This is a genomic window from Actinacidiphila sp. bgisy160 (assembly GCF_057707815.1).
Genome location: NZ_JBYIQW010000016.1, coordinates 47,757 through 62,943 on the forward strand (window position 1 = coordinate 47,757; position 15,187 = coordinate 62,943).

At 72.7% G+C, this 15,187-nt stretch carries 11 protein-coding genes; all 11 read right to left on the reverse strand.

The genetic code is table 11. The features are described from left to right. Positions 1-233: 233 nt before the first annotated feature. Positions 234-3,122: an NHLP bacteriocin export ABC transporter permease/ATPase subunit gene (locus AC3EUJ_RS15730; RefSeq protein ID WP_431961837.1), complete on the reverse strand. Its 2,889-nt coding sequence runs from the start codon at positions 3,120-3,122 to the stop codon at positions 234-236. A 1-nt stretch (position 3,123) separates the two neighbouring features. Continuing rightward, on the reverse strand, positions 3,124-5,382 hold the full coding sequence (locus tag AC3EUJ_RS15735) for an NHLP family bacteriocin export ABC transporter peptidase/permease/ATPase subunit (protein WP_431961838.1): 2,259 nt from the start codon (positions 5,380-5,382) through the stop codon (positions 3,124-3,126). Next, positions 5,379-6,185: an HlyD family efflux transporter periplasmic adaptor subunit gene (locus AC3EUJ_RS15740; protein WP_431961839.1), complete on the reverse strand. Its 807-nt coding sequence runs from the start codon at positions 6,183-6,185 to the stop codon at positions 5,379-5,381. Before AC3EUJ_RS15740 ends, AC3EUJ_RS15735 begins: the two co-directional genes overlap by 4 nt. Positions 6,186-6,289: 104 nt before the next feature. Then, on the reverse strand, positions 6,290-6,517 hold the full coding sequence (locus tag AC3EUJ_RS15745; RefSeq protein ID WP_431961840.1) for a type A2 lantipeptide: 228 nt from the start codon (positions 6,515-6,517) through the stop codon (positions 6,290-6,292). 413 nt (positions 6,518-6,930) lie between these two features. Further along, positions 6,931-7,200, reverse strand: coding sequence for a hypothetical protein (locus tag AC3EUJ_RS15750; RefSeq protein ID WP_431961841.1), 270 nt, complete (start codon positions 7,198-7,200; stop codon positions 6,931-6,933). 79 nt (positions 7,201-7,279) lie between these two features. Next, on the reverse strand, positions 7,280-8,596 hold the full coding sequence (locus AC3EUJ_RS15755) for an ABC transporter substrate-binding protein (RefSeq protein ID WP_431961842.1): 1,317 nt from the start codon (positions 8,594-8,596) through the stop codon (positions 7,280-7,282). A gap of 88 nt (positions 8,597-8,684) precedes the next feature. Beyond that, on the reverse strand, positions 8,685-9,776 hold the full coding sequence (locus AC3EUJ_RS15760) for a branched-chain amino acid ABC transporter permease (RefSeq protein ID WP_431961843.1): 1,092 nt from the start codon (positions 9,774-9,776) through the stop codon (positions 8,685-8,687). A gap of 6 nt (positions 9,777-9,782) precedes the next feature. After that, positions 9,783-10,628, reverse strand: a complete 846-nt coding sequence (locus AC3EUJ_RS15765; protein WP_431961844.1) for a branched-chain amino acid ABC transporter permease — start codon at positions 10,626-10,628, stop codon at positions 9,783-9,785. Positions 10,629-10,658: 30 nt separating this feature from the next. Beyond that, the gene (locus AC3EUJ_RS15770) at positions 10,659-11,375 is read right to left on the reverse strand and encodes an ABC transporter ATP-binding protein (RefSeq protein WP_431961845.1); all 717 of its coding nucleotides are present in this window, start codon (positions 11,373-11,375) and stop codon (positions 10,659-10,661) included. Further along, on the reverse strand, positions 11,368-12,186 hold the full coding sequence (locus AC3EUJ_RS15775) for an ABC transporter ATP-binding protein (RefSeq protein WP_431961846.1): 819 nt from the start codon (positions 12,184-12,186) through the stop codon (positions 11,368-11,370). The genes AC3EUJ_RS15770 and AC3EUJ_RS15775 overlap by 8 nt, the downstream gene beginning before the upstream one ends. 491 nt (positions 12,187-12,677) lie before the next feature. Then, entirely contained in the window at positions 12,678-15,170 is a 2,493-nt protein-coding gene (locus AC3EUJ_RS15780; RefSeq protein WP_431961847.1) for a SpoIIE family protein phosphatase, read from the reverse strand. Positions 15,171-15,187 lie beyond the last annotated feature (17 nt).

Below are 15,187 nucleotides of genomic sequence, written 5' to 3' on the forward strand. Positions count from 1 at the left end.
GAAGTGAGCCTGCCAAAGCCTTGAGCAGCGATAACTCGGATACGTGTGGCGGTGGTTGAACCCGTGCTCCTGGGTGCTGATCACGGGTTCCCGGGGGGTGGCACGTTGCCGGGGTCCTGAGCGACTTCCGCACCTGACTGCCTGTCGTTTTGCAGACAGGTGTCGGGATGCCGACACCGTGAGAGCGGAATTGCGCCGAAACGCCGCGTCAGTCGTACGCCGGTGTGCGCACGTTACTGGGACGCCGTTCTACTGACCTGGCTCATCTGGCGCCGCACCAGATCGTGCAGTCGGCCGCCGGGGTTGGCCAGCAGGTCCGCGGGGCGGCCCTGCTCGACGACGCGGCCGTCCTCCATGACGACCACGCGATCGGCGTCCATCACCGTGGAGAGCCGGTGGGCGATCACGACACGGCTGGCCCGCAGCCGCCGGGTGCTGTCGATGACGATGCGCTGGGTCTCGTTGTCCAGGGCACTGGTCGCCTCGTCGAGGAAGAGGATTCGGGGCCGCCGGATGAGGGCTTGGGCGATCATCAGGCGCTGGCGCTGGCCGCCGGAGATGGTGCTGCCGCCCGCGATCATGGTGTGGAGACCCATGGGCATGCGCTTGATGTCCTCGGCGAGACCGGCCATGGCGGCCGCCTCCATCGCCTCCTCCTGCGTGTACGCCTCGGCTCCGCAGATGCAGTCGAGGATCGAGCCGGTGAACGGCTGGGCGTTCTGCAGCACCACCCCGCACTGCCGGCGGACCGCGACCTGGTCGAGCGCGGCCAGGTCCTGGCCGTCGTAGAGCACGCTGCCGGAGGCGGGCCGGCCGAAGCCGATGAGCAGGCGCAGCAGCGTGGACTTGCCGCAGCCGCTGGGGCCGACGATCGCCACGAACTCCCCGGGCCCGACCCGCAGGCTGACGTCGTCGAGGACGAGCGGACCGTCGTCGGAGTAGCGGAAGGAGAGGTTGCGGGCCTCGATCGCGCCGGACAGGACGCCGGGCTGGGTGCTGCCGCCGCGCACCTCGGGCGCCTCGTCCAGGATCGGCTTGACCTGCTCGTACATCGGCAGCACCGCCGCGGCCGACAGCAGCGCCCCGGTGAGCTGGGTGACCGAGGTCAGCAGCATGGTCATGGCGGTGCTGAAGGTGAGGAAGCCGGACGCGGACAACGAGCCCCGGGCCGGGCCGGCCAGCAGCATGAACATGATGAGGGAGCAGAGCGGCAGGTAGACCGCGTTGAGGACGGTCGTGATGTTCTTGACGCGGCCCGCGCGCCGCTGCAGCTCCCGGCTGCGGGCGAAGCGGCGGGCCCAGGCGGCGTAGGCGAAGCTCTCCGCGGCGGCGACGCGGAGCTTGGGCAGGCCGCGCAGGGTCTGGAAGGCCTCGTTGTTGAGCTTGTTGCCGAGTTCCACCAGCCGTCGCTGCCAGCGCAGTTCCCACAGCCCGAGGCCCAGGAGCACCGCCCCGATGACGACCAGCATGCCGAGGGCGGCGAGAGCGAGCGGGACGCTGTACAGGAGCAGCAGGACGAGGTTCATCGCGCCGACCGTGGTCGCCTGGACGGCGACCGGGCCGAGCCCGGCGAGCACCCGGCGGATGGCGCTGATGCCCATCGCGGCACTGGCGAGTTCGCCCGTGGAGCGCCCGGCGAAGAACCCGGTAGGCAGGCGCAGCAGGCGGTCCCACACGGCGGGCTGCAGGGTGGCCTCGACGCGCCCCTCGATGCGCAGCACGGTGAGGTTCTGCGTCAGCATGAACGCGGCGCACACCAGGCCGGTGACGGCGACGGCCAGCGAGGCCTGGACGATGAGCCCGGTCTCCGCGTCGGGCACGTACGTGCCCAGCACCTGGCCGGTCGCGATGGGCACGAGCGCGCCGAGGCCGACGGTGACCAGGCTGCTCAGGACGAGGTTGCGCAGATCGCCCGCGGAGCCCCTGAGGCTGAAGCGCAGCAGACGCGTCAACCCGATGCCGCGTTCGGGGAGCGGCCGGTACAGCATGTCCGCGCGCTGCTCGAAGTCCTCCGCGTTGTATTCGGCGACCCGCACGCGGCTGCTGCCGCCCGGCCCGACCGCCTCGTAGCCGCCGCGCCGCCACAGCAGGGCCACCGGCGCGCCGGAAGCGGCACGCCGGCCGACCAGCGGACCGGTGTTCTCCCGCCACCATTGGCCGTCGAGCCGTACCGGGCGGGTACGGATGCCGGAGGTGACGGCGACCCGCTCGACGGGGTCCGTCCGTTCGCTGACGGCGCCGCCGCGCGAGGGTGGGACGAGGGGGATCCCGGCGGCCTCCGCGACCTGCCGGCAGACGGCGTACGTCGCGTCGTCGGAGGCGGCCGCGGTACGCGAGGGAGCCTTGCGGGAGGTGGCGATGGAGGCCAGCAGATCGCGGTCGGCCTGCTCGCGGACGGCCTCCCCGGCCCGGATGCCCGCGGCCGTGCGGTCCTCGTGGGCACGCTCCATGCCCTCGATCCAGCCGTCCAGGGTCGACAGCAGCCGATACTGCTGGTTGACCATGCTCTGCCACATCGCGCCGTCGACGAGCAGGTCGCCCGCCGCCTCCGCGGAGTACGCGGCGCCGTACTGCACGCTGCCCGGAAGGACCGGCAGCCACAGGATGTCGTCGTCGGCGACGTGCTCGCCGTCCATGGTCCGGCCGGCCAGCGGGGCCTCGTACAGCACGCGCTGGCCGCGTCCGACGCCGAGCGCGAAGGCGTGCTCGAGGAGGCTGAGGGGGAGCTCCCGGGTGTCGTGGCCGGCGCCGTACGGGCCCTGCGGCGCCCAGCCGTCGCCGTACCCCGCCTGCTGCGGGTGGGCCGGCCGGTACAGCTCGCGCAGCGGGACGCGGCGCAGGAAGCAGCCCTGCAGCGGGCGGCCGACCAAGGTGTGCCGGGGCCCCTCGACCGGGCCGAGCAGGAGGGCGCCGGGTTCCAGCCGGCCCAGGTAGTGCCAGTGGCCCTGCTGGGCCGCGTCGACCGCGAACAGGTCGAGGGCGCCGGCCACCACGAGCCACAGCACGTGCGGGCCCTCCAGGGGCAGGCTGCGCAGACCGCTGCAGTCGAGGGGGCCGCCGAGCCCGCCGAGCGCGGTCAGTACCGGGTCCTCGGCGGCGGTGCCGGGCTGTACGGGGATCACTTCAGTGCTCCTTGACCAGTGCGGCGTAAGCACCGCCCGCCGCGATCAGCTCCTCGTGGCGCCCGCGCTCGACGACCGTGCCGTGGTCCAGGACCACGATCTCGTCGCTGTCGCGGACCGTGCTGAGCCGGTGTGCGATCACCACGCAGGCGCAGCCGCGGCGCCGCAGGTTGTCGATGATGAACTGCTCGGTCTCCGCGTCGAGGGCGCTGGTCACCTCGTCGAGCACCAGCACGCTGGGCTGCCGGACCAGGGCCCGGGCGATCTCCAGCCGCTGCCGCTGCCCGCCCGAGAAGTTGCGGCCGTCCTGCTCGACGTGGCTGTGGACGCCGCCGGGGCGGCGGGCGACGACCTCGTACAGGCAGGCGTCGCGCAGCGCGGCCTCCACGTCCGCGTCGGGGATGGAGGGGTCCCACAGCGCCACGTTGTCGCGGACCGTGCCCTCGAAGAGGAAGACGTCCTGGTCGACGAAGGAGACGGAGGCGGCAAGGGCGCCGCGCGGGATGTCCTCCAGGCGCTGCCCGTCGATGCGGATGGTGCCCTCCCAGGGGCTGTAGAGCCCCGCGATGAGCCGGGAGACGGTGGACTTGCCGCTGCCGGAGCCGCCGACCACCGCGACCTGGCGGCCGGGCGCGACGGACAATGAGAAACCGGACAGCAGCGGCTTGTCGAGCGGGCTGTAGCCGAAGGTGATGTCCTCCAGCGTGACGTGGCCCTTCAGCCGGCGCGTGCTCGCCCCGGAGTCGGGGCGCGTGTACAGCGAGTCGACGGGGAAGTTCTCGACGTCCTTGAGCCGCACCACGTCTGCGGCGAAGTCCTGGATGCGGCCCGCGACGCCGTTGAGCCGGGTGATGGGCGCGGTGAACCGCGTCACCAGGGCCTGGAAGGCGACGAGCAGGCCGATCGAGATGTGCCCCTCCACCGCCCGCAGCCCGCCGATCCACAGGATCAGCGCGCTGTTGAGCGTCGCGAGCGTCGGGGCGACGACCGACAGCCAGGCGCTGGGCACGCCGAGCCGCTGCTGCTCCTCCAGGGTGGAGGCGTGCTGTCCCGCCCAGCGGCGGAAGTATCCGTTCTCGCCGCCGGTGGCCTTCATGGTCTCGATCAACTGGAGGCCGGTGTACGAGGTGTTGGTCAGCCGGGCGCTGTCGGCGCGCAGTTTCTGCGTCCGGGTGGCCCGCAGCCGTGTCACCACGCGCATGGCGACGGCGTTGAGCAGCGCGATCCCCACCCCGAGAACGGTCAGCTGCGGGTCGTAACTCCACATCAGCAGCGCGTAGAGCACGACGACGACGCCGTCGACGGCCGCCGCGGCCAGGTCGCGGGCGAGGGTCTCGGCGACCGCGTCGTTGGACTGCAGGCGCTGCACGAGGTCGGCCGGGTTGCGCTGGGTGAAGAAGGTGACCGGCAGCCGCAGCAGGTGGCGCAGGAAGCGAGCGCTGCCGAGGGTGGAGGAGATGATGCGGCCGCGCAGCAGGTTGGACTGCTGGACCGCGGTGAGCGCGGCGGTGAGCGCCACCATGACGGCCATCGACGCGAACAGCGTGCCCAACAGCGAGGTCTGGTCACCTATCAGGAACAGGTCGATGTAGGCGCGGCTGAGCGCCGGCAGTGCCGCCCCGACCGCGACCAGCAGGAGGCTGGCCACCAGCGCGGCGAGCATGGTGCCGCTGGTGCCGCGCAGCCGGGCCGGCAGGGCGGCGAGGATGCCGGGCCTGCGGCCGCCGCGGTGGAAGTCCGGGCCCGGCTCGAAGGTCAGCACGACACCCGTGAAGCTGGTGTCGAAGTCCTCCAGGGGCACGAACCGCCGCCCCTTGTCGGGGTCGTTGATGTGGACGCCGCGCCGGCCGAGCCGGCGTCCCGTACCGTCGTAGACGACGTAGTGGTTGAACTCCCAGAAGAGGATGGCCGGGGCGCGTACCTCGGCGAGGGCCGCGGTCTCCATCTGCATGCCTTTGGCCCGCAGGCCGTAGCCGCGGGCCGCCTTCAGCAGGTTGCTGGCCCGGGAGCCGTCGCGGGAGACGCCGCAGGCGATGCGCAGTTCCTCCAGCGGGACGTGCCGGCCGTAGTGGCCGAGCACCATCGCCAGGGAGGCCGCGCCGCACTCAACGGCCTCCATCTGCAGCACGGTGGGGGTGCGGACGGTGCGCGGCCTGCGGCCCGGCCGCTGCCGGCGGGTGCGTGCGGGCTCGGGGCGGTGTCTGCGGCGGCCGGCGGGCGGAAGGGGCCGCTGCTGGGGCCGGGCGGTCGGCGCGGTCACGGGAGCAGCCAATCGATCGGGCGCTGTGCGGCCAGGCGGACGGCGCCGGTGGCCAGGGTCATGGAGTCCAGCTCGTACGAGGGGCCGTCGCCCTTGGACCAGCGGTAGCCGCTCGGGGTCCGGGAGGATCCGTCGAGGCGTACCACGACGGCCACCGGGCGTCCCGCACCGGCGAGTTGGGCAGCGAGTTGCGGGTCGCCGAGGTCGGTGGCGATCTGCCGTGCGGTGCGTGAGGTGCGGCCGACGGCCTGCACATGGCCGCGCAGCACGCCGTACCGCGCCTGGGGCGCCGACTCGACGGCGAGGTCCACCGCGGCGCCCACCGGCACCGAGGAGGCGCCGGTCGCCGGGACGTAGAGGGTCGCGACGAGCGGGTCATTGGTGCGGGCGACACGTTCGACCGTCGCCACGTCCGCGCCGACGGTGACGACGGTGCCGAGCGTGGCGACCAGGGCGCTGACCCGGCCCGCGGCCACGGTGCGGACGACGGTGTCACCGCGCGCCGTACGCACGTTGAGCACAGGGGCGTCCGCGGGCAGGCGCTCCCCTTCCTCGGCGAGGACCCGGGTGACCTGTCCGGCGACCGGGCTCTGCAGCACGTAACTGCCCTGCCCGTAGCCGATGATTCCGGGCGCGCTCAATTTCGAGGACACGGAACCGTTTACCGCCCAGGAAGCCGCGGCTGCCATCACGAGAATGGCGACGGACAGCACGAGACGACCCTGCGGGCGTGCGAAACGCACCGGGAGATCGAGTTCTTCCGGTGATTGGAGTTTGGCAAGGGCCTTTTGGCGAAACTGCACGGAACTCTTTCCTCAGCCGCATCCCTCGCCATTGGGGCACCATGCCGCAATGGCGTCCGCGGGTCCCGGAAGGGAGGTTTCCGGGACTCGCGGATCCATCAGTCTCAGAGACCTGCGATCAGGCCGGTGGCCAGACCGGTCACGGCGCCGGTGTTGACGCCGGAGACGCCCTCGACGGTGCCGACGACACCGGAAACGGTGCCCGCGACCGGGGCGATCGACTCGACGGTGCCGGTGGCGTTGGCCACGAGGCCACCCACGAGACCGCCGGAGACGTTGTCCAGGTCCGCGTCGGAGATCTCGCGGGTCTCAACCTGGGAGGTGAAGTCCATGGGGGGTTTCCCTTCGTGTGAACACATTTCATGTGGCGAATCATCAGGGGGCAACCTCTTCGCCACGGCACGGGATACAAGCATGGGAGCAGGTGGGACGGCCAATTGGCGATCCGTGCGTTCGAATCCGGTTCGGATTCACGGCTTCACCGGTGCGCCGAATCCCCCACGGCCCGGTGGCAATTCCTTCACACTCGGGGATCCCGTCCGGACGGTGGAACCGGGCACTCCGGATCAAACCGCGCGCACCGGCGGTCGGTGTCCCGGACGGACGTGCGGGCGTATGTCGCCCAGGTGTGCGGTGTGCAGATTTACCGGAGGTAATGTTCAGCCCTGCGCTTGAGTCGCTCGCCCTGCCCGTGAACAGGGCGGATCCGCGGCGCGCGGGATGCCGCGGCCGGTCGCCGGACGGCTCAGGCCGTGGCGTCGTCCCCGGCGGCCGACAGCCCGAAGTCGCAGAGGCTGCAGATGAGTTCGATGGCGGTGTCGGTCAGGACGCCCGGCGGGAGACGGCCAGGCTGGTAGAGCCCGCCGACGCCGGCGTCCGCGCGGCGGACCACCTCGGCCATGCCCGTCGCCGCCCGGCCGGGCGTCCGGGCCGGGGCCGGCCCGGACGCCCCACCGGTCGTGGGCAGGCCCGCGGGATCGCCGATGAGCAGCTCGTCACCGCGTGTGTCGCCCATCCCGGGACCTTCCGTCCGTCACGGTCACGAAGCGCCGTGAACCCACTGCCTGGAGGGGCGGCACACTACCCCTCGCCCCTCAGGACGCCGGGATGCCGTCGGCGGGGGCCTCCGGCTGCGCCGTGGTGTACGGCGTGATGGCGCCCTGCTCGTCGTCCGTCACCAGCGGAGTGCCCTGCAGGGCGACCTCGGTGCTGCCCTTCAGGATGCCGATCTGGACGCCGGTGTAGCCCGCGTGGGAGTCCCCGCTGAACCGGAACGGCACCAGTCCGGGCCCGGTGAAGCCGCCCTTCTCCACGGCCTTCACCAGCGACTCCCGCGTGGGGTTCTTCCCCGCGGCCTGCAGCGCCTGGACGAAGGTGTACGCCATGGACATCCCGAACTCGACGTTGCCGTCGAAGGGCAGCTTCGGGATGTACTTGTCGTGGATCTCGCGGTAGAGCTTGATCCAGCTGTTGGAGGCGTCGTTGGTGGGCGGCATGTAGGTGTCGGTGATGATGCCGTCCATGAGCGCCGCCGGGTCGGCCGTGCCCCCCGCCTGCTTCGCGAAGGACTCCAGCAGGCCCGCCAGGGTGGTCGGGTCGGAACCGACGTTGGTCACCACCATCTGCGGGTCGTAGCGGAGCTTGAGCGAGGTGAGCTTGAACAGCGCGGTGTACGTCGGGATGGTGAACAGCACGACCACGTCCGCCTTGGCCTGGGCGATGGCCGTGACCTGCGGGGCGATGTCGGTGCCGCCGGGCTGGTAGCTCTGCCGGCTGACCACCGACTCCTTGGGGATGTACTGGTCCAGGCCCTCGACGCCGTCCTTGCCGAAGTCGTCGCCCTGGTAGAAGTAGGCGACCTTCTTGCCCGCGAAGTTCTCCTTGATGTACTGCCCGAGGATCTTGCCCTCGACGAGGTAGTCCGGCTGCCAGCCGAAGGTCTGCGGGTGCTTGCCGGGCTCGTCCCAGCAGCGACAGCCGGAGGACACGAACAGGTCGGGCACCCGGCGGCTGTTGAGGTAGTCGACCACCTTGGTGTGGGTGGGCGTGCCGAGGCCGCCCACCATCGCGAAGATCTTGTCCTCCAGGACGAGTTCCTTGGTGACCTTCACCGTCTGGGTCGGGTTGTACGCGTCGTCCCTGTACCTGAACTCGATCTTCCGGCCGTTGACCCCGCCCTTGGCGTTGACGTGGTCGAAGTACGCCTTCGCGCCCGCCGAGACGTTGCTGTACCCGGGTGCCGCGGGTCCGGTGAGCGGCTGGTGGCTGCCGATGACGATGCTGTCCTTGGTGACGCCCGGCGCGGCGGAACCGCTGCCGGAGCCGTCGGAACAGGCGGTGAGCACCAGGGCCAGCACGGCCAGCGCGGTGCCGCCGCGCAGGCCCGGGCCGTGTCGGTGGCTTCTTCTCATGACCCCTCCTGGAACCGAATCGGATTCGGTGGGTGTTGGGCTGATTTCGGGTGACACGCCAGTGGTTGAGGGAACGGGATGTGGACGGTCAGGTACCGGGGCCCTGGGTGCGGAGCCGCCGGACCAGACGGATGAGGGCCCCTTGGATCCCCTGCGGGAACAGGAGCATCGACAGGACGAGGGCGAGGCCGTACAGGGCGAGCGGCAGGTTCGCGTAGAAGCCCCGGGACAGGTGCAGGGCGTCCGCCACGTCACCCGTCCAGTTGGGCAGCAGGACGAGGAGCACCGAGCCGTACACGGCGCCCGCCAGGCTGCCGAGCCCGCCGAGCACGGCCGCCGTCAGCAGGGACAGGGACAGCGCCAGCGGGAACGCCCCGGGCGCGGCCAGCGAACTGACCACCGCGAGGAGCCCGCCGCCCAGGCCCGCGCAGGCCGCGCTGACCACGAAGGCGAGCACCCGCAGCCGCGCCACGTGGATGCCGGCCAGCGCCGCGGAGACCTCGTCGTCCCGGATCGCCCGCCACGACCGGCCGACGCGGCTGCGCCCCAGGTCGGCGAGGAACACCAGGACGACCACCGCGCACAGCACGCAGACCCAGGCCTGCCAGCGCTCCAGCGGGAAGTACGGGCCCAGCGCCTCCGGCGGCGGGGGCGAGGCCACCATGAGTCCGTTCTCGCCGCCCAGCAGATCGGTCAGGTGGCGGTAGTTGGCCAGTGCCGGCAGCCCGACGGCCAGGGTGAGCGTCGCACCCGCGAGGTACGGGCCCTGCAGCCGGGCCGCCGCGGTGCCCACCAGCGCTCCGAGGGCGGCCGTGACCGCCGTGCCCGCCGGCAGCGAGACGGCCAGCGACCAGCCCAGTTCGGTGAGGAACAGGCCGGTCCCGTAGGCGCCGACCGCCATCAGCGCGCCGTGGCCCAGTGAGATCTGGCCGTTGGTCCCGGTCAGGACGGTCAGCCCGGCGACCGCGCACACATACGTGGCGACGGTGGCGACCTCCAGGTTCTGGTACGGCGACAGCAGGGCGCTGACGCCGTAGACCACCAGCAGCCCGAGCAGCGCGGGCACCAGGTGCCGCACCGCGGTGCGGTCCATCGGCCCGCGGAACCGGGCCCTCAGCCCGGCCGCGGCCGGGCCCCCGGGCGGGGACCCCGGGTCCTTCGTGTCCGTCGTGTCGGTCATCGGCCCTCACACCCGTCGCACGGAGGCGCGTGAGAACAGGCCGTTGGGCCGGATCATCAGCACCGTCATCAGTACCGCCAGCGCGCCCAGCAGCGCGACCTCGGACCCCAGATACCCCGAGACGTAGGAGAGGGTGAGCCCGACCACGAGCCCGCCGACCACCGCCCCGGGCGGGCTGTCCAGCCCGCCGACCACCGCGGCGGCGAAGCCGAACACCAGCACCGCGTCGAACTGGTTGGGCCCGACGAAGGTCGACGGCGCCACCAGGACCCCGGCGAGCGCCCCGACCGCCCCCGCCAGCGCCCACCCCAGCGTGAGCACCCGCCCGACCCGCACCCCGAACATCCGGGCCACCTCGGGGGAGAAGGCAGCCGCCCGCATCCGCAGCCCCACCGGGGTGACCCGGAAGAGCAGCACGAGCAGTGCCATCACCACGAGCACGGCCCCGATCACGAACATGTCCGAGGGCGACAGCAGCAACCGGGCGTCGCCCACCGTGAAGCCCTTGATGCCCAGCAGCGGCGGGAAGGAGCGCGGCGAGCCGCCCCACACCATCCCGGCCACCGCCTGCAGGAACAGCAGCAGGCCGAGGGTGACGATGACCGCGTTCATCGGCGGCCCGTTCTCGACCGGGCGGACGAGCACCCGTTCCACGACGGCCCCCAGGACGAAGCCCGAGGCGAGGGCGGCCAGCAGCCCCAGCCAGTAGGAACCGGTCGCGTGGATCACGCCGAGGGCGACGAAGGTCGTGATCATCAGCATGCCGCCCTGGGCGAAGTTGACGATCCGGGTCGCCCGCCAGATGAGCACCAGGGCCAGCGCGACCGCCGCGTAGACGATGCCGCTGCTCACCCCGCCCAATGTCAGATTGATGAAATACATTCAGAACCCCAGGTAGGCGTGGCGGAGGTCGTCCGCGGTGGCGAGGCGCGCGGCCGCGTCGGCCGCGACCACCCGCCCCAGGTTCAGTACGACGCCGTGGTCCGCGACGGACAGGGCGCTGCGCGCGTTCTGCTCCACCAGGAGTACGGTGAGCCCCTGCCGCTCCCGCAACTCCCGCAGGACGGCGAGGATCTGGGCGGTGACGCGGGGCGCGAGCCCCAGCGACGGCTCGTCGAGCAGCAGCAGCCGCGGCCGGGTCATCAGCGCCCTGCCGATGGCGAGCATCTGCCGTTCGCCGCCGGAGAGCGTCTCCGCGAGCCGCGCGCGCCGCTCGGCCAGGGCGGGGAAGAGGGCGTACACCTCCTCCAGGCCGGCGGACTGCAGCGCCCTGCGCTCACGCCGGTCCCGCCACAGGACGCCCAGCCGGAGGTTGTCGTGGACGGTCAGCTCGGTGACGACCCCGCGGCCCTCCGGCACGTGGGCCAGACCCAGGCGTACGACCTCCTCGACGGGCAGCCCGGTGATGTCGGCGCCGTCGAGCAGGACGCTGCCGGAGCGCGGCCGGACGAGTCCGTTGACGGCGCGCAGCAGGGTGGTCTTGCCGGCGCCGTTGGCGCCGAGCACGGCGGTGACGCTGCCCTGGTCCACGGTGAGTGACACCTCGTCCAGGGCCCGCACCATGCCGTAGGAGACGACGAGTTCGCGGACCTCAAGCACGGGAGGACTCCTCTCGGGACCCGGGCTCGGCCGGCGCCGGTGTTCCCGCGGTGACCTCGTCGCCGAGGTACGCCTCGGTCACCAGCGGGTCGTCGCGCACCTCGTCCGGGGTGCCGTAGGCGATGACCTTGCCGAAGTCGAGGACGAGGACCCGGTCGCAGACCCGCATGACCAGGTCCATGTGGTGCTCGACGAGGATGACCGCCATCCGTTCGCGCAGCCCGGAGATGATTTCGCCCAGTGCGCGCATGCCGTCCTCGGAGAGCCCCGAGGCCGGTTCGTCGAGCAGCAGCAGCCGCGGCTCGCCGACCAGCGCCCGGGCGAGCGCGACCTGCTTCTGCACGCCGTAGGGGAGTTCGCCGGGGAGCCGGCCGGCGGCGTCCTCCGCGCCGAGTTCCCGCAGGACGGCCAGCGAACGGTGCCGCAGCAGCCGTTCGTCGCGGTCCGAACGGGGCAGGCCCAGCAGTGCGGAGGCGAAGCCCGCCCGCGCGTGCCGGGTCGCCCCGACCATGACGTTCTCCAGCACGGTCAGCCGGGGAAACAGCCCCAGGCCCTGCAGGGTCCTGGCGATGCCGAGCCGGGCCAGCTGGTGCGGGCGGGGCCAGGGCAGGGCCCGGTCCTGCCAGTGCAGGGTGCCGGCGGCCGGGCGTACGAAGCCGCACACGGCGTTGAACAGGGTCGTCTTTCCGGCCCCGTTGGGCCCGATGACGCCGAGCACTTCGCCCGGCCGGACCGACAGGGACACCGCATCGAGTGCGGACAGGCCCCCGAAGGAGACCTCGAGTCCGTCGATGCGCAGGAGGCTTTCCACCAGTCACCCTTCCTTGGGAGTTCGGCGGGGTGGTGCGGGACGAGAGGGGCGGATCGGGAGGCGGGGTCGGGGTCGGGGTCGGCGCGGTGGCCTGCCGTTCGGGAGGGCTCCCGTGGCGAGCGGGTGCGTGTGCGGGCGCGGGTGGGCGTCGGTGCCCCGGGGTGGCCGCACGATACCGACTGGTCGGCATGTCGGGAAGAGGTGCTGCAGGTCGCCGTTGGAGCACCGGGCCCACCGCCCCCGGGCAGTGCCCCCGCAGCCCCGTTCCGACCTCCGCCCCGGCACCGGCTACCCGTTGCCTGAGGCGTGCGGAACGGAACCTCGGGGGCGGGGCGCCCTGCCCGGCCGGGGCTGCGGCCCATGCTCGCGCCCGCGCAACCGGCGCCCGCGGGCCTGCGCGGACGATCGGAGGGGGTCTTGGGTGAGGGGCACGCCGGCCCCGGGGCCGGGTCCTTCGGCCCGCGTCACGCGCCGCGGAGCGGGCGGCCGCGTCAGTCGGCCGCTTCGGGGCGCGGGGGGTGGACGGGGATGTCGCACCACACCTGCTTGCCGCCGCTGAGGGGCATCGTGCCCCACGCGGCCGACAGGGCCTCGACGAGGAGGATGCCGCGGCCGCCCGTGTCGTGCCAGTTGACGATCGCCGGCTTGACCGGGGTCCGGGGCGAGGCGTCGCCCACGGCGATCCGCAAACGGTCGCCAGTGAGGGTGATGTCCAGCCGCACCTGGCCGTCGGTGTGCACCAGGGCGTTGGTGACCAGTTCCGAGACGACGAGCAGCACGGTGTCGGCCGCCTCGCCCAGCCCCCACGCGCGCAGGGTGCGGGCGGTGAACCGGCGGGCGTGCGAGGCGGCGTCGGGGAGCCGCCACACCGTCCAGCTCTCGCGTATGGGCTTGACGGCCATGCCGTCGTAGCGCATGAGCAGCAGCGCCACGTCGTCGCTGCGGGTCGCGCCGCTCAGCAGGGCGTCGGCCATGCGGCCGAGGTGGGAGGGGTCTGCCTCGGACATCTCGCGTGCCATCCGTGAGATGCCCTCATCCATGGGGAGTTCGGCGGTCTCGACCAGGCCGTCCGTGGTCAGCGCGAGTACGGTGCCGTTGCGCAGCCGGAGGGGGATCAGCGGGAAGTCCGCGTCGTCGACGACGCCCAGCGGGGGCCCGCCGTCGCCCTCCACGATCTGTGTGCCGCCGTCCGGCAGCCGCAGCACCGGGGGCAGGTGACCGGCGCGCACGCACCAGGCACTGCCCTCCTCCATGTCGATGCTGACGTAGCAACAGGTCGCGAAGAGATCGGTCTCCATGCCCATGAGCAGGCGGTTGGCGTGGGACACGACGACGTCGGGGGAGTGGCCCTCCACGGCGTAGGCGCGGATCGCGGTGCGCATCTGGCCCATGAGTGTGGCGGCCCCGGCGTTGTGCCCCTGGACATCGCCGATGACCAGGGCGACGTGGTGGTCGTGCAGGGGTATGACGTCGTACCAGTCGCCGCCGACCTCCAGCCCGCCGGTCGTCGGCAGGTACCGGGCGACCGCGACCCCGCCCGGCAGCACGGGGAGCCGGCGCGGCAGCAGGGTGCGCTGCAGGGTGCCGACCAGTTCGTGCTCGGCGTCGAAGGCCCGTACGCGGACCAGCGCCTGGCCGACCAGGCCGGCCGCGGCGGTCAGCACGGCGCGTTCGTCCGGGCCGAACTCGTGGGGCTGGTCCCAGCCGAGCAGGCAGCATCCGACGACCCGTCCGGCCGCGGGGAGCGGCAGCACCGCGAGGCCGCCGGGCCCCACCCCGGCCAGCGTGGACTCCAGCGGCGCCCCGGCCGGCCAGAAGCCGACCCGGCCCTCGCGCAGCGCGGCCGCCAGCGTGGGCATGGCCCGGGTGGGCGCGTCCGGCCAGTCCGAACGCCACTCGGTGTGCCACACCTCGGGCCACGCCGAGGGGGCCGCCGGGTCGAGGACGGTGACCACCAACCGGTCGTTCTCCAGCTCCGCGAGCGCGACCCGATCGGCGTTCAGCGGGCGCCGCAGTGCCTTCACCACGACCGCGCTGACGTCCCGCACGGTCGCGGCGTTGGCCAGGTCGGCGGCGAGTTGCTGCACCCTGCCCACGTCGTTGACCCCGGCCCGCATCCGCGAGGCGTCCCCGACCGTGCCGAGCAGCCGTACGGGGCGGCCGTCCGGGGCGAACAGCACTCGGCCGCGCAGCCGCAGCCAGCGCAACTCCCCCGAGGGCCGGCGGATGCGGAACTCCAACTCGCGTTCGCCGGTGGCCATGTGCCCGGCCTCCACCACCGACATCAGCGCGGGTAGGTCCTCGGGAACGGTCAGCGCGAGCAGCGTCTCCACCCTGCCGTCGAACCCCGAGGGCTCCAGGCCGAACAGGGCGAGCACATCGTCGCCCACGTTGATCCAGCCGGTGTCCATGTCGAGGGTGAACCCGGTGCCCCGGGGCTCCGCCGCGGCCACCGGACCGGCCTCGCCGCAAGCGCCGCCGGGCATGGGGCCGGGGTGGCCTATCGCGGTGGCGAAGAGTCCGAGGCTCTGCCGGTCCTCGGCGTCGAAGCCGCCCGGCTGGTCCGTGACCGCGACCAGGCAGCCGACGCTCACGTGGTCCGCCCGCAGCGGCAGGGCGGTCAGCGAGACCTCCAGCGGCTCCGGGGTCCCGTTCCCGGCCATCCGGGCGACCTCCGCCGGACCCGCGGACACCACGCGGTCCTGGCGCACGCAGACGGCCATGGGGGAGTCGCCGTCCGTCGCGTAGCTCTGGCGCAGCCCGTGCAGGGCGCGCGGCACCCCGGCCGAGGCGACCAGGCACAACTTCCCGCCGGTCTCCGAGGGTGCGTACACGGCGACGTGGGTCGCGCCGGTGAAGACCAGCGCCTGTTCGATGACGGATCGCAGGCGGGCGGAGTGGCCAAGGTCGGATCGGAGCGCTTTGAGCGCGAGCTCGGCGGACAGCGCCCGAACTCTGCGTCCTTTCGCGCCGTCGCTGACCACGGGGTCATTACACCGCC

Bases quoted from the DNA above. Each gene is read 5' to 3' on its own strand.
- AC3EUJ_RS15745 (WP_431961840.1), bottom strand. From the start codon at position 6,517: ATGGACTTCACCTCCCAGGTTGAGACCCGCGAGATCTCCGACGCGGAC.
- AC3EUJ_RS15760 (WP_431961843.1), bottom strand. From the start codon at position 9,776: ATGACCGACACGACGGACACGAAGGACCCGGGGTCCCCGCCCGGGGGC.
- AC3EUJ_RS15755 (WP_431961842.1), bottom strand. From the start codon at position 8,596: ATGAGAAGAAGCCACCGACACGGCCCGGGCCTGCGCGGCGGCACCGCG.
- AC3EUJ_RS15750 (WP_431961841.1), bottom strand. From the start codon at position 7,200: ATGGGCGACACACGCGGTGACGAGCTGCTCATCGGCGATCCCGCGGGC.